Below are 20,454 nucleotides of genomic sequence, written 5' to 3' on the forward strand. Positions count from 1 at the left end.
AGCAAGTGGGAGCATGCGATGGCGTCAGCAAGGATGTCCAGCCTCAAGACATCACCGGCTTCCAACGCAAGGCTGCACGAGGACAACAGGTTTCGTGCGCTGCTCGCCGACGAAGATTGGGGTCGGCTGCCGGTCGCGGTCTGGCGGCGCTTCTCGAAGCGCCTCGCCGAGGGCGGGACCATCATCTATGTCGGCGAGATCGATGAAGTCACCTTCAATCGCGCCGGCTGGTGGCTGGCGCAGGTCGCGCGCCTGCTCGGCGGGCCGCTGCCGACCGGCTCCGAGACCGGCGCCCCGGCCATCGTCACGGTGACCGAGGATGCCGCCACGGGCGGCCAGATATGGAGCCGCATCGCCACGCGCAGCGACGGCTTTCCGCAAGTCATTCACTCTTGCAAGCGCTTTGCCGGTCCGACGGGGCTGGAGGAATATGTCGGCTGCGGCGTCAGCATGGCGCTCAAGATATCGGTCGCGCAGGACGCGCTGGTGTTTCGCAGCGCCGGCTATTCGCTGCGGCTTGGTCCGTTCCGATTGCCGCTGCCGGAATGGCTCACGCCGGGCGACCTCACCGTGACCCATCGCGATCTCGGCGGCAATGAATTCCGCTTCACGCTCGAGATCATTCATCCCCGCTTCGGCATGCTTATCCGTCAGTCTGCCGTGTTTAGGGAGGCCATGCCATGACGCCGCTGCTTTGGACCCTGATCGCCATTCAGATCCTGATGGGGGTGTTCGACACCTTCTATCACCATGAGTTCACCGAGCGCCTGGCATGGCGTCCCTCGCAGCGTTTCGAGCTGCAACTCCATGGCGTGCGCAACATGTTCTATGCGCTGCTTTTCCTCATTCTCGGCTGGCTGGAGGTGCACGGCGTTTTCGCTATGCTGATTATTGCCGTGCTGGTCGCAGAAGTCGTCATCACGCTGATGGATTTCGTCGAGGAGGATCTGAGCAGGAAGTTGCCGGCGAGCGAGCGTATCAATCATACGCTGCTCGCGATCAATTACGGCGCCATCTTGGTCCTGCTGCTGCCGGTCCTGATCGGCTGGGCGATGCAGCCGACCGGGATCAAGTCGGCTTACACGGACCTTCTCAGCATCGTGGCCGCGGCCGCCGCTGTCGGCGCGGCGCTTTGCGGCTTGCGCGATTTCACGGCCGCCAGACGCCTGGCGCGCATGGCCGTCGCGCCCGCGCGCGAGCTTGTGACGGGATTGCCGGGCCGGCAGACCGTGCTTGTCACCGGCGCCACCGGCTTCATCGGCAACCGGCTGGTCGGAAGCCTCACCGCCGCCGGCCATCAGGTCATCGCGCTGATACGAAATCCGGCGAAGGCGGAGCTATTGCCGCCGCCGATCACGCTGATCACGAGCCTCGATCAGATTCCTGCGGAGACCAGGATCGACGCCATCGTCAATCTCGCGGGCGAGCCGATCGGCAATGGCCTGTGGACCGAGGCCAAACGTCGCGAGATCCTTGCCTCGCGGATCGATATCACCGGCGACGTCGTGAAACTGATCGCGCGCCTCGAACGCAAGCCCGCCGTCCTTGTCAGCGGCTCGGCGATCGGCTGGTACGGGCTGTGGCAGGACCAGGTGCTGACCGAATCGGCCAAGTCGCACGCCTGCTTCAGCCACGAGCTCTGCGAGGCCTGGGAGAAAGCGGCGCGTTCCGCAGAAGAATTCGGCGCCCGCGTCGTCTGCTTGCGGATCGGCCTGGTGCTCGGCACCGATGGCGGCTTCATCACGCGCATGCTGACGCCCTTCGAGTTCGGCCTCGGCGGGCCGCTCGGTTCGGGCAGGCAATGGATGTCCTGGATCGAGCGCGACGATCTCGTCCGTCTGATCGCCCATGTGATCGCGACGGTCGATCTCGCAGGTCCGATCAACGCGACCGCGCCGATCCCGGTGACCAATGCCACGTTCACCGAAGAGCTTGGCCGCCGGCTGCATCGGCCCGCGATCTTTCGCATCCCGGCCGGCCTGCTGCGTCGGGTCGGCGGCGATTTCGCCAAGGAGCTATTGCTGGGCGGTCAGCGCGTGCTGCCCAACAAAGCGCTCAGCAACGGTTTTGTCTTCCGCCACGAGACGCTGCGCAGCGCGTTCGAGGCGATTTTGTGAGGCCGTACGCGGCCCTAAGTCGTCTCTGGCAGCCGCGTCTCGGCTGCGCCAAACACCTCAGCAAAGGCTTGACGAAGCGCGACGTCGACGTCAGGGAGCGTCACCGGCAGGCCGAGGTCGACCAGGGAGGTGACGCCATAGCGCGGGTCGACCACGCCGCAGGGCACGATCGCGGAGAAATGCGCCAGATCCGGCTCGACATTGATCGCGATGCCGTGGAAGGATACCCAGCGCTTCAGCCGCACGCCGATGGCGGCGATCTTGTCCTCGAATCCCGGTCCCTTGTCGGGCCGCCTGACCCAGACGCCGACGCGATCCTCGCGGCGCTCGCCGCTGACATTGAAGGCGCCAAGGGTGCGGATGATCCATTCCTCCAGCGAGGCGACATAGGCGCGTACATCCGGCCGGCGCCGCTTCAGGTCCAGCATCACATAGGCCACCCGCTGGCCGGGGCCGTGATAGGTGATCTGCCCGCCGCGCCCGCTCTCGAATATCGGGAATCGCGCCTCCAGGAGGTCGCCGGCCTTGCCGCTGGTGCCAGACGTGTAGAGCGGGGGATGCTCCAGGAGCCAGACCAGTTCGGGCGCTTTCCCGGCCGCGATGTCGGCGACGCGTGATTCCATCGCGGCGACGGCGTCAGGGTAGGGCACCGGAGCATCCGAAATCCGCCATTCCACGGCTTCGCCGCCGTCTGGCTGCGCGAAAATCGTCAAATCAAGGTCTTGGCGGACATTAACCATTGGCTAACCATCACGTGGTCAGGTGGAACCACAATCTAATCCCGGTTTGGCGGTTCAAAAGTGCCTACCCTCGATAAAGTCAGTGTCGATCTCATGGTGGTGCTCGGCACCACCACGATGCCCATCCACCAGGTCATGCGGCTTTCCCGCGGCGCCATCATCGAACTGGATGCCACCGAGGCCGACGAGGTCAAGATCCTCGCCAACAACCTGCCGATCGCCAGCGGCGTGGTGCTGGTCGACCGCAACCGGATCGCGGTCGAGGTCAAGCAAATGCTGCCGAAATCCCCGGATGTTAGATAGTCGATTAGCCACTTACCGGCTTGTCCCCCACCTTCCGATTTGTTACATCCCGCGCCGTCGATCCGGCGGCGGGCCTTTAGGTTCCCTCCGGCATCCCAAGCGCTCGTGGCGGAATTGGTAGACGCGCTGCCTTGAGGTGGCAGTGAGTAAAATCGTGGGGGTTCGAGTCCCTCCGAGCGCACCATACCCACGTTTTCCCTTGAAATCCTTACGCTTTTTTCCGGGTGTTACCCGGGAATGTTACCACTCCGTTCCCGTGCGGCGTTCGCACGTTGTTCGCTTTAGGTGCCCATAGAAAGTCGTCAAATGACTGGCTCTGATCGAACGCGATGATCTTTTCCATACCACTGACGCCGAGCTTCTCTCGATTCGCCTGAGCGATGTAGTGCGCGGGCATTTTCGGATCGGTCCAGCCGAACATGGCCATCATCTGGCTCTCGGTGCAGTCGGCGTAAGCAGCAACTTCGGCGCGGGCTTTGCGCACTCCATGGCAGCTCGTCTTCGGCTCGTTGACGCCGGCCAGGACCACGTATTTCTTGAACTTGGCCGCCCATGCCTCCTTCTTCATTGGCAGAACGCAACCGCGCACGACCTTGCCGGTGAAGGCATTTCGCGAGCGATGAGGGACAAGGATTTCGTTGAGCGGCAATGGGCCGGATCGGAGTTGAGGCAAGCAGACTTTCTTGATTGCTCTATTTGGCTGTAACTAGCCCAAATTGGCCCCATGATGGATTGGAACGAGAGTTTAAGTTTTTCAATTGGTTCGAACGCGGCGTGTGCACCGGGAGATCAAGAAAAATCTCATCACAGCAAGGGTGTGCAGGCGTTCTGAAGTAGGGCCGCGCGCTGCCTCCGGTTGGTGCGCCTGAACGACCAAAATTCCGAGGGTAGGGTGACAGGTGAGTGCTGACGAGCGACATTAGTTCTCGGAGCTAGAAAGCGTCACTCCTTTACCGCGCATTTGCGCAGCCCCGTTGATCCAACTGAGAACGAGCAGCTCTTGTAGCGCTTCCCTGACTCGAACCGCCGACTCGCTACGCTGCCTGCCGAGTGTCGTTTGCCGCGTCTACCGCGCGCGCTTTGATTTCGATCCCCACATGCAGAGACTTGTCGGTTCGAATCCGAACTGGCGCGGCCGATGCGTTTCCTCGTTCTCGATCTCGTCCACCCCAACCGAATATTCGAACACCATGCCGTCGGGGCCCTGGAAGTAAAGGAAGCGCGCGCCGGACGTCGGGTGACGGCCAGGGCCGAAGACGATCGGCACCCGTTGCTCGGACAAGTGATAAAAGGATCGCAGCACGTCGTCGTTGCTCTGCACCTGATGGTTGATGTGCTGGATTCCGGGACCTCTGGCCGGCGCAAGCGCGATGGTGTGGTGGATCGCGTTCACGCGCATCAGCGCAATATCCCCGATGCGATCGCTGACGCGCGCGTTGCAGACCTCCGTCCAGAACTTCTCGTCGCGGACCGGATTGGTCGAATTCAAGCCGACATGACTGAAGCCGGTGATGCCGGCGTCCCGTGCAGCAAAATAGCGGCGGCCATGCTGCTCCGGACGAACGACAAGCTCGATCTGATTGCCGCTCGGATCCTTGAATCCGATGAAGGCGCGAACCTTGCGTGCCGAGCATTCGGCGGCTGCGCCGACATGCACCGGATGACCAAGCGAGTCCAGGGTGGTGGCGGCCTCGTTCAACTCGCTCTCGTTCTCGACCTCGAATCCGATGGTCTGATCGGCCGGGTCGCCTTCGAAGTAGCACAGCGTATGCGCACGATCGTCCGAACGCAGATAGAGTGAGTTCTGCGATCGCTCGCTTACCTGAAGACCAAGGCATCTGGTCGCAAATGATTCGGCTTCCTCGAGGCTCGAGGCCCCCAGCCGCGCATAGGTGACATCCTTGAGCTGGATCATGGTTGCGCTCCTTTTGCAGAGATCAGGTGATGGCTTGCCGCAACTCCGGAATCTCGGAGCATTCGCTTCCCCATTCGCATAGCGAGGAAGCTGCCGGCGCAAACTGCCTCGCACGGTGCCGGGCATCGATGTCGGCCAGCCCATGCCCGTACGAGAAGACGTGTCCTTCCGGTCCGGCAAATCGCAGGAAGATCTGACCGGACGCGGCCTCACGGCCAGGGCCGTGAAGGATCTTGATCTGTCGCTCCTGCGCGAAGTAGTGATTCTGCATGATCGAATCGAGACTTTCGACTCCGTAGCAGACGTCGAGCAGTCCGGCCCGATCGGAAGGGTAGAGCGCAATCCGGTGATGCTTCCGGTCGATGCTGAGATAGGCAATATCGCCGACCCAATCGCTGACCGTGGCTCCCAGGATCGTGGTCCACAGCTTCAGGTCATCCTCGATCGCGCGGCTGCGAAGGCCCACGCATTGCAAGCCGGTGACACCCGCATCGCGGCTCGGAAAGTAGCGCCGGCCGCTAACCGCCGGGCGCGATACAAGGTCGATCTCATTGCCGCTCGCGTCGCGCACGATCAGCGCGCGCCGAACAAAACGCCGGCTGCATTCCTCTATGGAGGCCTCGCGAACTTCGAATCCGTCTCGCTGCAGGGCATCGGCTGCTCGATCGAGGTCATCGGCCGAGGCAATCTCCACGCCGATGCTCGACCCGTCAGCGTCTTCCACGAGGCAAAGCGTGTGGAAGCGCTCGTCCGACCGGAACAGAAATTGCTCCTTGTCATCAGTAATGCGCTGAAGCCCCAGGACGTCGGTCACGAAGGCAGCGGCGGCTGCGCCGTGCTGTACCGCAAGCCTCACATAGCAGAGCTGGATCAACGGGATAGGGGCGAGCTGCTTTGCGTCCATTTTCAACCACGGTTCTTCTGGTCGTTCGCCATCGCCGTCTGGAGATGTTGGCGGACGATGTCGCGCCACACTTTCAGAAGGCGACTGAACTGCTCAGGGTCTTTTTCGATCAGGGTTCGAACGGAATAGCCGCGGACCACGCTCAGCGTGAGCGACAGGATATCGCTGGCGAGTTGCTTGGGAACGCCCGACGACATCAGCGCTTCGAGCCAGGCGGCCTCGACCGAAAACCGGCTGGTGCGGGAGTTCCTGTATGTCTCGCGCTTGAGAATGCGCGAGTCGCTGTCCGCGCTCATTGCGATCGCGAGCTCGATGAAGAAATAGTCGCCGAAATAGAAATCCTGCGCGTCCTTGATGATCCCTTCGATCGGATCGTTTCCGCTGTTCTGGGCGAGGTGAGCCCGGCGGGCGCTCTCCACCAGCGAGACTTCGTTGACGTGCCTGATGACGGCGACAAGAAGATCGTGCTTGCTCTTGAAATGGTGCAGCAGGGCGCCGCGGGAGACGCCCGCGAGTTCGGCCACCTCAACCGTACGCAGGCCGCGCAACCCGTTGGCGCGGACAAGCTTCACCGCCGCCTCGATCAATTGGGTCTGCGTCGCTTCGCTGCGCTCCGCCTGGGTTCGTTTGGGGGCGTATTTCGGTTCGCTGGAGCTGTTTCGGCGCGATTGCAGCCGTTGCCGCGTCGCCGTGCGGGGCAGGGACGCCTGGCCTCCGCGCCCTTCTGGCTTCGTCTTGTCAGCATTCGACATAAACGTCCTCTTCGCTCAGTTTGACCCGGAAGGTCTTCAGCGCGACCGTGCAGGGCATGCCGGTCGGCTGCCCATTTAGTGACGTCGAACGTGCCGAAGTGCCACGGGCACTCGACGATTTTCCCCGTCAGAATGCCCTCTTCCGACAGCGACGCCTCGCCATGGGTACACAGATCGGCCGTGGCATAGATTGCTCCATCCACATTGTACACGGCGATATTGGTGCCATCCGGCAGCGTCGCCTGGCGGACCTCTCCCGGCGGGAACTCGTCGAGCCTTCCGATCAACACATCCTTGGTCATCGTCGTACTCATAGCATCGTGCTTCCGCCGTTCACGCTGATGACCTGGCCTGTGACGAACGAAGCTTCCCTGGAGGCCAGATAGCAGACCATGGAAGCCACTTCGTCCATCTCCCCGGGGCGTCCCATCGGCACGACGTCGATGAATTTCCGGATTGACTGCGGCACCTTGGCGGCCGCGCGTTGCACCTGGGGCGTATTCACGATGCAGGGTGCAACGACATTGACGGTGATCTCGTCGGTCGCGAATTCGCGCGCCAGTCCGGTGGCGATGGCGTGAACGCCGCCTTTTGCCGCGTTGTAGGCAGCGTGGTCGTAAAGCCCGTTGCGGACGGCGCCGATGTTGACGATCCGGCCGTAGCGCTTCGCCTTCATCACTGGCACGGCGTGCCACGTGCACCACAGCATTGTCCAAAGATTGCGATCGATGGTCGTCCGCAGCGTCTCCGGAGTATGCTCCAGGAACGGCTTGATGATGCCGCCGCCGGCATTGTTCACGAGGACGTCGATGGTGCCGAACGCCTTCACGGCATCGCCGATCAATCGGCCAGCGACATCTTCCTGCGAGAGATCGCCGCCTCGGATCAACGGCTTCTCGCGACAAAGCGAGGAGAGACCGTCGGCAGTGGTGGTCAACCCCTTCTCGTCCAGGTCCGAAAGGACCAGCCTGGCACCCTCTCTGGCAAAATGCTGTGCGATCACGGCGCCGATGCCGCTGGCGGCGCCGGTGATCACGACAACCTGTTCGGCAAATCGTTTTTCCATCGGAGCTGTCTCTCAGAGCACAATGGAAATCCGGCCATGGGGGCGCAGACCTTCACCCCCAAGCAGGCAACGTTTCTCGCCGATCCTTATCCTGTTGTCATCGACCTTCAGGCGGTAGTTGCTGGTGCCGAAGTAGAGATCGGTCGTACCATCCTTGGTGCGGAAAGTCTGGAACACCGCGCTGACGTCCACGGTGTCTTCATTGCGCCCGCGGATACGCACGTTGCCGACGATGCGGCTGGTCTTGGAGTGCGGGAATTCGGCGTGCGCGGTCCGTTTCATCAGGCGCTTCACTCTCTCACCCAACCGGAACCGGTCGTCCGCGATATAGAAGAGGTTGTTGTCCGCCGAGGCGTCGGGCGGAAGATCGGTGCAGGGGACCTCGTAGGTCGCATCATCGGTGAACAGCTCCAGCCATTCCGGCAGTCGCCATTGATCGAGCAGGTCTGCTTCGTGGAACAGGAAGTCTTCCACGTCGGATCGTTCGATTGCGCGCATGACGATCTCCTTTCAGGCCGCGACGTTCTTGATGCTGGAGACCGGAGCGGGGAACATCATGGCGTTCCACCGGGTCCAGAACGCGCGCATCTGAAGCTCATCGTTGTAGGCGGGACGCTCCTTGCCCATTCCCTTGGATATGTCGTTCCATTGCGCTTCTTTGGCGTTATTGAAGCCGCGCTGGCAATGTTCGAGCGCCTCGGCGTCGTCGGGCGTCGCGAAGCCGCCGGGCCCGAGAAATTCGAGAAAGTTGTTCAGGCGATATTTGCGAGCCCATGAGGTCTCGTCGTTCGGACCCAAAGCCCAGGCGCTGATGACCATGTAGTCGGCGGCCATCGGGAAGTAGGTGCGGACGGTCAGCGCCATGATGTCGTTGACGACGAGATTCGGGAAGATGAAGAGATTCCGGTTCTTGCAGGCAATGCGGTCGGCGCGTTCCTTGCCGAAGCGCTGGACCAGATTGTCGTAGAGGCGAGTGATTTCCTGCTTTCCGCTATCGCCCCACGCTGGAATCCACTGCGCGACCGGCCGGCCCCATGGCGCGCCGTATTCGAGAACGGCGTGACCGTTGTCGAGGTCGTAGCCATATCCGCCGCCGCCCATGCCGGTGGCGAGTCCATCCGTCGTATTCATCAGATAGTCGAAGTAACTCGCATGCGTGGTGGTCGCATGATAGCCATCGATGCTGTTCTCGGTGAGAAGCTTCCAGTTGGCCCGGATCGAGTATTCCTGGGTGCCGGCAATGATCGAGAGGCCCGCGTCGGTCTGATCGCAGATGAGATCGAGATATTCCTTCGCGCCGGCGAGGTAATCGACGAGGAGGACGATGTTCCTGTCGAAGGAGATGAAGCAGAAGTCACGGTAGGTCTCGAAGCGCGGAACCGCCTGCATGTTGGAGGATTCGCGATTCTTGAATCCTTCCGCATAGGCTTCCTCGCCGGGCTGGCTGCGCAGCTTGCCGTCGGCTCCGAACACCCATCCGTGGTAGAAGCACTGAAACGATTTCGCATTGCCTTTCCGCTCGCGGCAGACCTGCGCGCCGCGGTGAGGGCAGGTGTTGAGGAGCGCGCGAAGCGTTCCCTTGCTGTCGCGCGTGAACAGGATGCTGCGGCCGGCGACGGTCCGGCTCACGAAGTCGCCGGGCTTGGGAAGCTCGGATGCATGGCCGAGGTAGAGCCACGAGCGCTCGAACACGAGCTCCTTCTCCGCCTTGAAGATCTCGGGATCGGTGAAGTTGCGGCGAGCAACCTTGAAGATCTGCTGGGCGGGATCAACCAGAATCGCCGGTTGACGGTTGTCGGTCTGCATGTCGTTTCCTCCGTCTGCGCTCTTCATGAAGCGAGAGCTTGTTTCAAGTCGAAAGCGGGATTGGCGATATCAGATGGATTGATCCGCTTCCGGGAAGCGGCAAGCCTTCGCAACAGCGCCATGTCTTTTGGCGAACTCACCGTGACGCCACCGACCACTTCGCCGTCGCGGAGGCTGATGGTGGTGAAGCGTCCGCGCTCGACGTCGCCGCGCACGATCTCGTCGGCGCCGCCGGGATGGCCGATCACCTGGATGTTCGCCTCGAACTGATCCGACCAGAACCAGGGCGGCGCCTCGTAGCCGACATCCTGGCCGGCCATGTTCCTGGCCGTCGCGATCGCCTGGTTTTGCGCATTGGCCCAGTTCTCCACGCGCATCCAGCGCCCGTGCCAGTCGCTCCATTGCTCGGCGACATCGCCGGCCGCGTAGACGCCGTCGATCTCGGTCATGCCGGAGGAACCGACACGAATGCCTTGATCGACCGCGAGTCCCGCTTGGCGGGCGAGGTCTGCCGCTGGCTCAACGCCGACGCCGACGACGATGAGATCGGCCGGAACAATCCTTCCGTCGGACAACTGGATTCCTTTGGCCGTGGCGCCCACGATGGTCGCGTTGCAGCAGATGGCAACGCCGCGATCGCTGTGCAGCCGCCTCAGATATCCGCTCAGTGCTGGCGAGCCGACCTGTGGTAACAGCCGATCGGCCTTCTCCAGCACAGTGACCTCGCAGCCGCGGGCGATGGCTGCAGAGGCGACCTCGAGGCCGATCACGCCGCCGCCCACGAGCACCACCTTGGTGCCCTGCGTGAGATTGCGCCTGAGTTCGCGCGCATCGTCGATGCAGCGCAGGTAGCAGACGCGCAATCCGCAATTCTCGAGATCGCGCAATCGACGCGGCCGCGTGCCGGTCGCTAGCAGCAGACGATCGAATGAAATCTCGCGGCCGTCCGACAGCCCGATCGCTCGACGGTTCACATCAATTGCAATGGTCGGCGAGGAGGTGCTCAGCTCGATGTCGATCGCCGCCCAATCCTGCGAATTCCGGATGAAGCGCGGTTCTTCGTCCGCGTTGATCAGCATGGCCTTCGAAAGCTGCGGCCGTTCGTAGGGCGGATGTTGTTCTTCGCCCAATAAGGTGATCGGCCCGCGATGCCCGGCGGCCCGCAACGCCTCGGCTGCGCGCGCCCCGGCCTGGCCTGCGCCCACGATGACGATGCGTGTCCGGGATAGATCCAATGCCTTCACTCCCCTTGGGCGGTTCTTTGCCGCTCGCAGCGTTCCTCTCGCGGCCGCTTGACAACCAGAATACAAACAATCATTCCTGTTTGTAAAGTGAATTATCCTGCGCAACTCGAAAGCGGTTCGCGGCAGCGCGGGGATCAGGGAAGGAAAGGAAGGTGCCATTGCCAGTGGTGGATGCCCATACGCATGTCGTGCCTGCACGGCTCCCGGCTGACGCCGCGCGCGATCGGCGGTGGCCGAGCGTGGAGCTTTCGGGCGACAAGGCCGCGGTGGTGATTGGCGGAAAGGTGTTCCGAAAGATCGACTCGCGCTCGTGGGACGTCGGGCGCAGGCTGGCGGACATGGAGGAGGATGGCACCACAATGCAGGTGCTCTCCCCGATGCCGGAGCTTCTGTCGCATTGGTTGCCGGCTCATGACGCCGAGCACCTCGCGGATACAATCAACGAGCACATCGCCGTGATGGTCAGCGAGGCTCCGCGCCGCTTCGCCGGAATCGGCATGGCCTGCGTTCAGGACGTGCCGCGCGCGCTGGCGCAGCTAGAGCGCATCAAGGCGCTTGGTCTTTCCGGCATCGAAATCGGAAGCCATGTCGATGGCGTCGCCCTCGGCAGCGAAGTGCTCCATCCGCTCTATGAGGCCGCAGAGGCGCTCGACCTCTGCATCTTCGTTCATCCATTGCATCCGGCCGGGCTGGAGCGGATCGGGGCGGGGCCCGAATTCGCGGCGACGGCGGCATTTCCGCTGGAGACTGCGCTGGCCGCAGTGTCGCTACTTGCGGCCGGCGTTCTCGAGAAATTTCCCAAGCTCCGCATCCTGCTCAGCCACGGCGGCGGCGCGCTGCCCTGGATCCTGCCGCGGCTCGATTACGGCTGGTCGCTCGGCGGGGAGATGCAGAAACGGATGACGCGATCGCCAAGGGAAATCGCGCGCGGCTTCTTCTACGACTCGATTCTCTACGACGCCCCCGCGCTTCAATTCATGTCGTCGGTCGTGGGATCGGACCGCATCGTGGTCGGCTCCGACTATCCCTTCACCATTCGCCAAAAGCATCCCGGCGCATTTGCCCGCGCCGCGCTCCCGGATTGCCCGGGCGTTCTCGCCGACAACGCCTTCGCTTTCCTTGGCCGTGCCTTCGATCTGGAAACCCAGCATGCAGCAACTGGCGATCGTCACTCCGTCGCGTCACAGCAGGCCTAGCGTCATGATTGCCTGCAGGTCGCTTCCGCAGATGTGTCTGCTCGGTCCCGTCCCGCCGCGGACGCCCGGCCGCAGCGATGCGCAGGTCCCATCCGACGCTGCGCTTGGCGCCAGCCGCTACGCGCGCATCTCCTATGTGTATTTCTACAGCGAGGACGAACCCGATGACGTCGCGTTCGGCCTGCTCGACGTGGAGATCGCCGTTCAGCGTCGGGGCCGCAACGAATTCGCCCTGGAGATCTACTGTATCGGCGACGGCTATCAGAGCGGGCACGGCTCGAGCGCGGCGGCACCGCTGACCGTGGAGCTCAAGGCCGGCAGCCGCACGGTGGCGACTGTGCGCTGGAACTATCCCGATGTGCTCAATGGCCACATGGATCCGCTGACATTCACCACGTCGATCACTTTGTCGGAAGCGGACTTCCAGGCGCTCGACCACGTCTATCTGCCCTCCGCTCGCGCCGAGGCGGTGATATGCCTGGAGTGAGCAAACGAGACAGGTCGATCATCATCGGCGCGCACAGTGTTTCGTGCGACGCGCTGCTCGCGCAGGGCAAGCGCGCGGCATCGGCGCTTGCGGCAGCGGGCGTCAACGAAGGAGATGCGATCGCGCTGCTGATCCGGAACGATCCGATCTATTTCGAAGTCATGCACGCCGCGTCCCTGCTTGGGGCCTATGTCGTGCCGCTCAACTGGCACAGCAGCGCGGACGAAATCCGCTACATTCTCGCCGATTGCGCGCCGCATGCGCTGATCGGCCATGCCGGCCTGCTGCAGGGAGTTGCGGCCGCAATTCCAGCGGACCTGCCGACGTTCTTTGCGACGCCTGCGGGCGTCGGCGTCGCGGCCGCGTCGGATGCTCCTTCGTGCGCCCGTGCCTGGGCTCCCTATCGGGACAGCTTTGCCGAATGGTCGGGGCCGGCGCGCACGCCACGCGGGACCATGATCTACACCTCCGGCACCACGGGTCGGCCGAAAGGCGTGCGCCGTGCGCCGATGAACGCGGAGCAGGTCAAGAGGAATGCCGCCTTGCTGCGGCGGATCTACGGCATCGAGGAAGGCATGCGCGCATTCGTGTGCGGCCCGCTATATCATGCCTCTCCCGGGGCATTCGCCAGGCAGGCCTTTCAGCATGCCGACCTTGTGGTCCTGCAGCACACTTTCGATCCCGAAGACTTGCTGAAGACGATCGAGGAACATCGCATCACCCATCTCACGATGGTGCCGACGATGTTCGTGCGCTTGCTCCGGCTCAGCGACGAGGTGCGATCGCGGTACGACGTTTCCTCCATTCGCTGGGCGACCCACACCGGTGCCGCATGCCCGCCTGACGTGAAGCGGCGCATGATCGAATGGTGGGGGCCGGTGATTCACGAAACCTACGGCGCAACCGAAACCGGGCCAGCGGTCGGCTGCAACTCCCACGAATGGCTTGCCCATCCGGGCACCGTCGGCAGGGCGATGCCGGGCACGACGCTGCGCATTTACGACGACGAAGGCCGCGAGCTCGGCACCGGACAGATCGGGGAGATCTACCTGCGCACGGAAGCCTATGCCGATTTCACCTATCACGGCAGGCCGGAGCAACGCGACGAGATCGATCGTGGCGGGCTCGTGACCTGTGGCGACGTCGGCTACGTCGATGCCGACGGCTATCTGTTCATCTGTGATCGCAAGCGCGACATGGTCATCTCCGGCGGGGTCAATATCTATCCCGCAGAGATCGAGAATGTCCTGGTGAACTGTCCGGGCGTACGGGACTGCGCGGTGTTCGGCGCACCCGACGAGGAGTTCGGAGAAAGCCTGGTCGCTGCCATCGAAGCCGAGGGCGGGATTCGGCTCGGGGCCGAAGCCATCGCGACATTCCTGGAACGCCATATCGCCCGGTTCAAGATCCCGAAGCGGTTCGTGTTTCATGATGCGCTGCCGCGCGAGGCGAGCGGAAAAATCTTCAAGCGGAAACTGCGCGACGCCTATCTGCAGGCGCACGCGCAAGCCTGACAGAATTCATCATCGAAGTCGGAGATTAATAGTGGAACTGAAGGGTAAGCATGTCGATGTCGCGGGGACGCGCACGCATTACTATGACGTCGGGCAGGGAGAGCCCACCATCCTCATCCATGGCGGAGGCCCGTGCGCTTCCGGCCTGAGCAATTATCGCAAGAATGTCGAGGCTCTCGCCGCGCGCCGTCGCGTGATCGTGTTCGACCTTCCCGGATTTGGCGAGACCGAAGGGAAGCTGAAGGACGGCCCGATCTTCGAAGCGATGGGTGACTTCACCCGCGCGTTCATGGACGCGATCGACGTCAAGAAGGCGAGCTTCGTCGGCAATTCCCTCGGAGGCGCAACTTCGCTGATGGTGGCCTTGCGCGCGCCCGAACGGGTCAACCGGCTGGTGCTGATGGGGACCGGCGGAAGCCAGGCGATCTTCTCGCCGATGCCGACCGAAGGGCTGCGGCGGATGGCGATGTTCCATGCCGGCGAGGGGCCGACCTTGCAGAAGCTGAAGGGCGTGATCGATCTCCTGGTGTTCGACCAGTCCTCGATCACCGAAGAATTGCTCGCCGAGCGGCTCAAAGCCGCCACCCGCCCCGATGTCATCGACATCTTCAAGCGGCCGCCGCTCGATATCTGGCGTGAGAATCTCGCGGCGCTCAAGCACCGCACGCTTCTGATCTGGGGGCGCGAGGATCGGGTGGTGCCGCTCGATTCCAGCTTCATCCTGCTGAAGACCATGCCGAACGCACAGCTTCACGTCTTTCCCAAATGCGGGCACTGGGCGCAGTGGGAGAAGGCCGACGAATTCAACGCGCTTGTCGCTGACTTCCTGGATCGGCCATGAGCAATATCGTTGAGAACATCGCGACACGCCTGCAGGAAGCGGAGGCGGCATGCCGCCCGATTGCGCCGATCGCGGGCGATATCGGCGAAGGGCGAGTGGAGGTGGCCTATGCGATTCAGGCCGAAGTCACCCGTCGCGAGATCGCCGGCGGCCGCCGGCTCGTGGGCCGCAAGATCGGCCTGACGTCCAAAGCCGTCCAGCAGCAGCTTGGAGTCGATCAGCCCGACTACGGCGCGCTGTTTGCCGACATGGAGATCCCGACCGGCGAACGGATCGAGGTCGCGCAACTGATCCAGCCGCGTGTCGAGGCGGAGGTGGCGCTCGTCCTGGAGCGGGATCTGGCTGACGATGACATCACCCTCGGCGAATTGATGCGATCGACGGCCTATGTCGTCTCCGCGCTCGAAGTGGTCGACAGCCGGATCCGCGATTGGAAGATCACGATCCTGGATACGGTGGCCGATAACGGCTCGAGCGCCCGCTATGTGCTCGGCGCCTCGCCGCGTCGCCTGACCGATGTCGATCTGGAAGCCTGCGGCATGACGATGACGCGCAACGGCGCGATCGTCTCCGTCGGCTGCGGCGCGGCCTGTCTCGGCCACCCCTTGCGCGCCGCGCTCTGGCTTGCTCGCACCATGGCAAAAGCCGGCCAACCGTTGCGGTGCGGTGATGTCGTGCTGACCGGCGCGCTGGGACCCGTGTCGCCGGTCTCCGCAGGCGAATTCTACGAAGCAAAAATCTCAGGATTCTCGCCCGTGAGCGTTTCGTTCGTTTAGCTCACCGGGTTCACGCTGCCGGAGAGCAGCAGGCCCGTTGCAGCATCCACTTATAGCCAAAGATGAAAGGGAGGAGCCGAAATGATATTGATCTCGCGGCGAACAACCATCGCCGGCCTCGGCGCTGCGGCACTCACGTGCGGTCGAGCGTCGCGCGCCGCTGCAAACAATTACGGGCCTGGTGTGACCGACACCGAAATCAAGCTCGGGACCACGGCGCCCTATAGCGGACCGGCGTCCGGCTACGGCGTCTACGGACAGGCACAGACGGCCTATTTTCAGATGGTCAACGACAATGGCGGCATCAACGGCCGGAAGATCAACTTGGTTTCGCTGGATAATGCCTTTTCGCCGCCGAAAGCCGTCGAGCAGACGCGCAAGCTCGTGGAGTCGGAGGAGGTCTTCGCAATCGCCGGTTTCCTTGGAACGGCAACCAATGCCGCCGTACAAAAATATCTGAACGCGAAGAAGGTGCCGAGCCTGTTCCTGACATCAGGCGCCGAGCGTTTCAACGATCCGAAGGAGTTTCCCTGGATCGTTCCGTTCTATCCGATCTATGTCGCGCAAGGCGCGGCCTTGGCCACGTTCATTCTCAACGAAAAGCCGAACGCCAAAATCGCCGTCCAATATGTCAACGACGATCTCGGCAAGGACTTCCTTCGTGGCCTGAAGAAGGGGCTGGGCGGCAAGTCGAGCGCCATTGTCAAGGAGGTCAGTCACGAGATCACCGAGCCCACCATCGACAATCAGGTCGCCGATTGCAGGGCGACCGGTGCCGATGTGTTCGTCCAGTTGACCTATTCCAAATTTGCCGCGCAAGGCATCCGGAAGGTGGCGGCGATGGGCTGGAAGCCGCTGCACGTCGTCAATTCGAATTGCAGCTCGATCGGAGGCACGCTTGCCCCGGCCGGCCTGGACAACGCCAAGGGCTTGATCTCGGCATGGTGGGAGATCGTCGTGACCGATCCAAGACACCGGGACAAGCCAAGGGTGAAGGCCTATGTCGACTTCATGAAGAGATACATGCCCTCGGTCGGCATCGACGACAATACGGCGACGCCAGGCTACAACAACGCCTACATGATCGAGCAGGTTCTCAAGCGTTGCGGCAACGATCTGACGCGGGAAAACCTCTTGAAGCAGGCGACGTCGCTCAAGGGCGAACTGCCGCCGCTTTTCCTCGATGGCATCAAGGTGGAAAATTCTCCAACCGACTATCGCGCCATCCACAACTTGCAGATTTGCCGCTTCGATGGTGAGAACTGGATTCCCGTCGGCGACATGATCGATCTCGGTGCGATTGCGTCCTGAACCCTCACGAATCTCCGGGACGGCTGGGCGAGGGCGGCAAATGCCGCTCTCGCCTTTTTCTGATGGAGAAATTGCATTCGCGAGCAATGCTGCAAACGCCCGGATGGATCACTGAGCCGACAGCGGATCGCCTGCCAGTGTCCAGCTCTCTCCGTCGAAAATCGCGATCCGAAGCGTCTTGAACGGTGTGTAGTCGTCGGGATGCATGCTGATCGAGATGCCCGGAAGCATCATCGGCAGCCGTTCGCCATGGAGCGATGTCGCCTGGCGAATGAGATTGTCCCGCGTCAACTGATCGCCGCATTTCTTCAGGGCGAGCGTCACGGCATGCACGTTCATATAGGCGACCAGGACGGAGTAGTCATCCGGATTGGCCGACGACGCATACTTCTTCAGGAAGCTCTTGTAGGCCTTCACCTCTTCGTCATCGGCCCATGCCGGGTCGCCGGGCTGTTTGAGGAACTGCGTCGTGACCAGTCCTTTTGATGCCTCGAGGCCTGCCGGCTTCAGGATGGTCTCTACCGACGCCGTCGAGCCACCGATCACGTGGAGCGGATTCCACTTAAGCTCGTAGACTTTCCGTATCGATTGCGCGGCTGCCTTCGAGGACGATTGTTCGATCAGCGTGTCGATGCCGGCGGCTTTCAACTGAACGATTTGCGAATCGATCGTCGGATCGGCGAGTTCGTAGGAAACCGCCGTGACGATCTGCGCCGCCTTTTCGCCAAGCCCGGCCCGCAAGCCCTTGAGATAGTCCTTTCCGTAATCGTCATTCTGATACAGGACGCCGATCTTGGCGTCGGGTCTTGTCTTCGCGATATATTTGGCGACGACGCGGCCTTCCGTCTCGAAATCGGGATAGAGCGGCACGGTCCACGGGAAAGCCTTGGGATCGTTGAAGCGGCGTCCACCGGCGGTGATGAAAAGCTGCGGCACCTGTTTGGAGTTGAGATATTTCTGGATCGCAACATTCGGCGCCGTTCCGATGGTCCCGACCTCGGCCAGCACGCCGACGTCTTCTATGAGCTTGCGCGACTGCTCGACCGCCTTGGGCGCACTGTAGGCATTATCCAGTTGCGTGAAGCTGATCTTGCGTCCGTTGATCCCTCCTTGCGCGTTCAGCATCTCAAAATAGCCGACGACCGCCCGTCCTGCACCGGCACCGAAAGCAGAGGCGGGACCGCTGAGCGGGGTTGATTGGCCAAGCTTGATCTCGGTGTCGCTCGCTCCCGGGCTATAGGCCTTTTGTGCGTAAGCAGATGATGCGACAAGCAGGCCGGATATGGCGGCGGCGGGCCAAATCCGGTGGATGGTCCAGGTCAACATCGTTTCCTCCATGTTGTATTTGATTCTTCATTCTTGTTATCGCAGCAGCTCGCGGGCGATCACCACGCGCTGGATCTGATTGGTGCCTTCAAAGATCTGGGTCAGCTTGGCGTCGCGCATCATGCGTTCGACCGGGTAATCCATGGTGTAGCCGTAGCCGCCGAAGATCTGGACGGCGTCGGTTGTGACCTTCATGGCCGTGTCGCTGCCGATGCACTTCGCCATGCTGGCGAGCAGGTTCAATCGCTTCCAGTCGCCTTCATCGCCGGCACGTGCGCATTCGTAGACGAGCGCGCGCGCCGCCTCGATCTGCATGGCCATGTCCGCAAGCATGAACTGCACGCCCTGGAATTCCGAGATCGATCGCTTGAACTGCTTGCGTTCCTTCGCATAGGCGATGCAGGCGTCGAGCGCGCCCTGCGCCAATCCCACAGATTGGGCGCCGATGGTCGGGCGGTTGAGATCGAGTGCGCGCATTGACGCGCGAAAACCCTTGCCTTCCTCGCCGACGAGATTCTCGGCGGGAACCCGCACATTGTCGAAGAAGATCGGCGTATTCGGAGCGCCGTGAAAGCCCAGCTTTCGCTCGTGTCGCCCGAACGAGATGCCCAGCATCTGCTTCGGCTCAACGATGAAGGCGCTGATGCCGTCCGCGCCTGAGCTGTCGCTCGTCCTCGCCATCACCACGATGTAGTCGGCGACGACGCCGTAGCTGCACCACTGCTTGCGGCCGTTGAGGATATAGCAGTCGCCGTCCTTCCTGGCGCGGGTGTTGAGCGCGGAGACGTCCGAGCCGGCCTGCGGTTCGGAGATCGCGATCGCGGTCACGACGCCGCCCTTGGCGATGATCGGCAGGTATTTCTTGCGTTGCTCCTCGGAGCCGAAATGGAGCAGCGGCATGATGAACATGGTATTGAGGGCTGCGATCGAGGCACAGGCGGGCGAGACCTTCGAGATTTCCTCGCGCGCGATGCAGGCCATCGTCAGGTTGCCGTTCGGTCCGCCATATTGTTCCGGCACCCAAAGCTGCATCAGCCCCATCTCGCCGAACAGCTTCACGATCTCGAGCGGGAAACGATCAGACTCGTCGATCTCGGCGGCGATCGGCGCCACGTGTCTGGCGACCATTTTTCCGATGTTGTCGCGGAACGCGATCTGCTCCTCGGTGAAGCTCATGGGTTTCCCGCCTGCTTTTTTGTGAGGAAGCTCCAGAAAGGGGCTTCCATTGAATGAGTGATCCATTTAATAATTCACCCGATGAACACCAAGTCAAGCCCTCGTAACTCGGCCCGACCGCGGTTGGCGTCGCCCAGCCGGCGGGAACGTGCCCCCGATCACCGTGCAGCCGGGTCGCCGGCTGCATTGCAATTCCGGCCGATCCACACCCGTCGCGCGTTCGAGGAAATCTGCGAGCGTATTCGCGAGCAATTGGCGCTCGGTGTGCTCAAGCCCGGGGACAAGCTTCCCGCCGAACGCGACCTGGCGCAGCAACTCGGCGTGAGCCGCAATGTCCTGCGCGAGGCGCTGCGAAGCCTCGAGATGGCGGGCGTGCTGCGGCTGCAGAAGGGCGTCAAAGGAGGAGCCTTCATCCGCGAGGGCGATACCAGCCGCATGAACGACGTCATGCGAGACATGCTGAGCCTTGGCACGATTTCAGTGCGCGAATTGTCGGAAGCACGCGTCCATGTACTTGATCTCGTCGTACGGCTGGCGTGTGCGAATGCGCGGGCGGTCGATCTCGACGCGCTTGAGGCGAATGTGGAGCGCACCGAACTTGCCACGCGCGAAGGCCGGCTGCTCGACCGGGTCGAGTGCTCGCGGGAGTTCTACAAGCTGCTCGCCGCGGCGACCGGAAACAAGGTGATCGCCATGATCATGGATTCGGTCACGGAGATTCACATGCGCTTCGTCTATGCCAAGGTGGCGTCGAGCGGCGTCGCGATGGCCCGGCTCGCCGAGAAACGCCGGCGGTTTGTGGCCGCGCTGCGCGAGCGCAATGTCTCGTCCGCCACGCGCCTGATGCGCACGCATCTCGAATCCGTGCAGCGGATGCTGGAGCAGGATCCCGGCGCCATGTCACTTCAAGTTGCCTTGGCGGAGGTCCAGCCTGGTATCCGCCGTTGAGCGGCGGCATGTGACGACCAGCCTCGCCTGAA

Annotated in this window: 22 protein-coding genes and 1 tRNA gene; 11 read left to right on the top strand and 12 right to left on the bottom strand. The window is 62.4% G+C overall.

The genetic code is table 11. The features are described 5' to 3' along the window. The first annotated feature begins 18 nt into the window (after positions 1-18). Positions 19-684, top strand: a complete 666-nt coding sequence (locus tag AAFX91_RS12975) for a DUF4166 domain-containing protein (RefSeq protein WP_394566741.1) — start codon at positions 19-21, stop codon at positions 682-684. Beyond that, positions 681-2,117, top strand: a complete 1,437-nt coding sequence (locus AAFX91_RS12980; RefSeq protein ID WP_394566742.1) for a TIGR01777 family oxidoreductase — start codon at positions 681-683, stop codon at positions 2,115-2,117. Before AAFX91_RS12975 ends, AAFX91_RS12980 begins: the two co-directional genes overlap by 4 nt. A 14-nt stretch (positions 2,118-2,131) precedes the next feature. Here AAFX91_RS12980 and lipB read toward each other — a convergent pair whose 3' ends face one another. Then, positions 2,132-2,857: a lipoyl(octanoyl) transferase LipB gene (gene lipB, locus AAFX91_RS12985; protein WP_394566744.1), complete on the bottom strand. Its 726-nt coding sequence runs from the start codon at positions 2,855-2,857 to the stop codon at positions 2,132-2,134. A gap of 60 nt (positions 2,858-2,917) precedes the next feature. Between lipB and AAFX91_RS12990 the strand changes: the two genes are divergently transcribed. Continuing rightward, positions 2,918-3,160, top strand: a complete 243-nt coding sequence (locus AAFX91_RS12990) for a FliM/FliN family flagellar motor switch protein (protein WP_028164002.1) — start codon at positions 2,918-2,920, stop codon at positions 3,158-3,160. 99 nt (positions 3,161-3,259) lie between these two features. Continuing rightward, a tRNA-Leu gene (locus AAFX91_RS12995) sits at positions 3,260-3,344 on the top strand. 24 nt (positions 3,345-3,368) lie between these two features. Here the strand turns inward: AAFX91_RS12995 and AAFX91_RS13000 are convergent. The 9 genes from AAFX91_RS13000 to AAFX91_RS13040 all read right to left on the bottom strand — a co-directional run bounded on the left by AAFX91_RS13000 (position 3,369) and on the right by AAFX91_RS13040 (position 10,838). After that, positions 3,369-3,809 (bottom strand): hypothetical protein, encoded by a 441-nt coding sequence (locus AAFX91_RS13000; protein ID WP_394566745.1) that lies wholly within the window; start codon positions 3,807-3,809, stop codon positions 3,369-3,371. 417 nt (positions 3,810-4,226) lie between these two features. Then, the gene (locus AAFX91_RS13005) at positions 4,227-5,075 is read right to left on the bottom strand and encodes a VOC family protein (protein ID WP_394566747.1); all 849 of its coding nucleotides are present in this window, start codon (positions 5,073-5,075) and stop codon (positions 4,227-4,229) included. A 22-nt stretch (positions 5,076-5,097) separates the two neighbouring features. Next, positions 5,098-5,979 (bottom strand): VOC family protein, encoded by an 882-nt coding sequence (locus AAFX91_RS13010; protein ID WP_394566772.1) that lies wholly within the window; start codon positions 5,977-5,979, stop codon positions 5,098-5,100. A 2-nt stretch (positions 5,980-5,981) separates the two neighbouring features. Continuing rightward, a complete protein-coding gene (locus AAFX91_RS13015) occupies positions 5,982-6,566 on the bottom strand; it encodes a TetR/AcrR family transcriptional regulator (protein ID WP_394566748.1) in 585 nt (194 codons plus the stop codon). Further along, a complete protein-coding gene (locus AAFX91_RS13020; protein WP_394566749.1) occupies positions 6,563-7,033 on the bottom strand; it encodes a Rieske 2Fe-2S domain-containing protein in 471 nt (156 codons plus the stop codon). The genes AAFX91_RS13015 and AAFX91_RS13020 overlap by 4 nt, the downstream gene beginning before the upstream one ends. 8 nt (positions 7,034-7,041) lie before the next feature. After that, positions 7,042-7,797: an SDR family NAD(P)-dependent oxidoreductase gene (locus AAFX91_RS13025; protein ID WP_394566750.1), complete on the bottom strand. Its 756-nt coding sequence runs from the start codon at positions 7,795-7,797 to the stop codon at positions 7,042-7,044. A 12-nt stretch (positions 7,798-7,809) separates the two neighbouring features. Further along, positions 7,810-8,295: an aromatic-ring-hydroxylating dioxygenase subunit beta gene (locus AAFX91_RS13030; protein ID WP_394566751.1), complete on the bottom strand. Its 486-nt coding sequence runs from the start codon at positions 8,293-8,295 to the stop codon at positions 7,810-7,812. A 12-nt stretch (positions 8,296-8,307) separates the two neighbouring features. Continuing rightward, positions 8,308-9,603 (bottom strand): Rieske 2Fe-2S domain-containing protein, encoded by a 1,296-nt coding sequence (locus AAFX91_RS13035; protein ID WP_130577747.1) that lies wholly within the window; start codon positions 9,601-9,603, stop codon positions 8,308-8,310. 23 nt (positions 9,604-9,626) lie between these two features. Next, a complete protein-coding gene (locus AAFX91_RS13040) occupies positions 9,627-10,838 on the bottom strand; it encodes an NAD(P)/FAD-dependent oxidoreductase (RefSeq protein ID WP_165421021.1) in 1,212 nt (403 codons plus the stop codon). A gap of 161 nt (positions 10,839-10,999) precedes the next feature. On the opposite strand from AAFX91_RS13040, the gene AAFX91_RS13045 reads away from it, so the two are divergent. From AAFX91_RS13045 to AAFX91_RS13070, 6 genes are all read left to right on the top strand, one after another. Continuing rightward, positions 11,000-12,043 carry an amidohydrolase family protein gene (locus AAFX91_RS13045; RefSeq protein ID WP_394566752.1) on the top strand — a complete coding sequence of 348 codons (1,044 nt, stop codon included), beginning with the start codon at positions 11,000-11,002 and terminating at the stop codon, positions 12,041-12,043. Positions 12,044-12,047: 4 nt separating this feature from the next. Continuing rightward, positions 12,048-12,530: a hypothetical protein gene (locus AAFX91_RS13050; protein WP_394566754.1), complete on the top strand. Its 483-nt coding sequence runs from the start codon at positions 12,048-12,050 to the stop codon at positions 12,528-12,530. After that, positions 12,527-14,044, top strand: a complete 1,518-nt coding sequence (locus AAFX91_RS13055; protein WP_394566755.1) for an AMP-binding protein — start codon at positions 12,527-12,529, stop codon at positions 14,042-14,044. Before AAFX91_RS13050 ends, AAFX91_RS13055 begins: the two co-directional genes overlap by 4 nt. 31 nt (positions 14,045-14,075) lie before the next feature. Continuing rightward, positions 14,076-14,885 carry an alpha/beta fold hydrolase gene (locus tag AAFX91_RS13060; protein ID WP_394566757.1) on the top strand — a complete coding sequence of 270 codons (810 nt, stop codon included), beginning with the start codon at positions 14,076-14,078 and terminating at the stop codon, positions 14,883-14,885. Then, a complete protein-coding gene (locus tag AAFX91_RS13065; RefSeq protein ID WP_394566758.1) occupies positions 14,882-15,661 on the top strand; it encodes a 2-keto-4-pentenoate hydratase in 780 nt (259 codons plus the stop codon). The genes AAFX91_RS13060 and AAFX91_RS13065 overlap by 4 nt, the downstream gene beginning before the upstream one ends. Positions 15,662-15,742: 81 nt before the next feature. Beyond that, complete coding sequence (locus AAFX91_RS13070; protein WP_394566760.1) at positions 15,743-16,972, top strand: ABC transporter substrate-binding protein; 1,230 nt, start codon at positions 15,743-15,745, stop codon at positions 16,970-16,972. Positions 16,973-17,080: 108 nt separating this feature from the next. Here AAFX91_RS13070 and AAFX91_RS13075 read toward each other — a convergent pair whose 3' ends face one another. Then, entirely contained in the window at positions 17,081-18,298 is a 1,218-nt protein-coding gene (locus tag AAFX91_RS13075; RefSeq protein WP_394566761.1) for an ABC transporter substrate-binding protein, read from the bottom strand. Between the two features lie 36 nt (positions 18,299-18,334). Next, on the bottom strand, positions 18,335-19,474 hold the full coding sequence (locus tag AAFX91_RS13080; protein WP_394566762.1) for an acyl-CoA dehydrogenase family protein: 1,140 nt from the start codon (positions 19,472-19,474) through the stop codon (positions 18,335-18,337). A 186-nt stretch (positions 19,475-19,660) separates the two neighbouring features. On the opposite strand from AAFX91_RS13080, the gene AAFX91_RS13085 reads away from it, so the two are divergent. Next, entirely contained in the window at positions 19,661-20,422 is a 762-nt protein-coding gene (locus AAFX91_RS13085) for a FadR/GntR family transcriptional regulator (RefSeq protein ID WP_394566763.1), read from the top strand. The last annotated feature ends 32 nt before the right edge of the window (positions 20,423-20,454 follow it).

This window comes from Bradyrhizobium sp. 31Argb (genome assembly GCF_043638955.1).
Classification (GTDB): domain Bacteria; phylum Pseudomonadota; class Alphaproteobacteria; order Rhizobiales; family Xanthobacteraceae; genus Bradyrhizobium.

What these genes read in the sequence shown, in the direction of transcription:
- AAFX91_RS12975 (WP_394566741.1), top strand. Translation starts at nt 19, where the DNA reads ATGGCGTCAGCAAGGATGTCCAGCCTCAAGACATCACCGGCTTCCAAC.
- AAFX91_RS12980 (WP_394566742.1), top strand. Translation starts at nt 681, where the DNA reads ATGACGCCGCTGCTTTGGACCCTGATCGCCATTCAGATCCTGATGGGG.
- lipB (WP_394566744.1), bottom strand. Translation starts at nt 2,857, where the DNA reads ATGGTTAATGTCCGCCAAGACCTTGATTTGACGATTTTCGCGCAGCCA.
- AAFX91_RS13005 (WP_394566747.1), bottom strand. Translation starts at nt 5,075, where the DNA reads ATGATCCAGCTCAAGGATGTCACCTATGCGCGGCTGGGGGCCTCGAGC.
- AAFX91_RS13010 (WP_394566772.1), bottom strand. Translation starts at nt 5,979, where the DNA reads ATGGACGCAAAGCAGCTCGCCCCTATCCCGTTGATCCAGCTCTGCTAT.
- AAFX91_RS13020 (WP_394566749.1), bottom strand. Translation starts at nt 7,033, where the DNA reads ATGACCAAGGATGTGTTGATCGGAAGGCTCGACGAGTTCCCGCCGGGA.
- AAFX91_RS13025 (WP_394566750.1), bottom strand. Translation starts at nt 7,797, where the DNA reads ATGGAAAAACGATTTGCCGAACAGGTTGTCGTGATCACCGGCGCCGCC.
- AAFX91_RS13030 (WP_394566751.1), bottom strand. Translation starts at nt 8,295, where the DNA reads ATGCGCGCAATCGAACGATCCGACGTGGAAGACTTCCTGTTCCACGAA.
- AAFX91_RS13035 (WP_130577747.1), bottom strand. Translation starts at nt 9,603, where the DNA reads ATGCAGACCGACAACCGTCAACCGGCGATTCTGGTTGATCCCGCCCAG.
- AAFX91_RS13050 (WP_394566754.1), top strand. Translation starts at nt 12,048, where the DNA reads ATGATTGCCTGCAGGTCGCTTCCGCAGATGTGTCTGCTCGGTCCCGTC.
- AAFX91_RS13065 (WP_394566758.1), top strand. Translation starts at nt 14,882, where the DNA reads ATGAGCAATATCGTTGAGAACATCGCGACACGCCTGCAGGAAGCGGAG.
- AAFX91_RS13070 (WP_394566760.1), top strand. Translation starts at nt 15,743, where the DNA reads ATGATATTGATCTCGCGGCGAACAACCATCGCCGGCCTCGGCGCTGCG.
- AAFX91_RS13075 (WP_394566761.1), bottom strand. Translation starts at nt 18,298, where the DNA reads ATGTTGACCTGGACCATCCACCGGATTTGGCCCGCCGCCGCCATATCC.
- AAFX91_RS13080 (WP_394566762.1), bottom strand. Translation starts at nt 19,474, where the DNA reads ATGAGCTTCACCGAGGAGCAGATCGCGTTCCGCGACAACATCGGAAAA.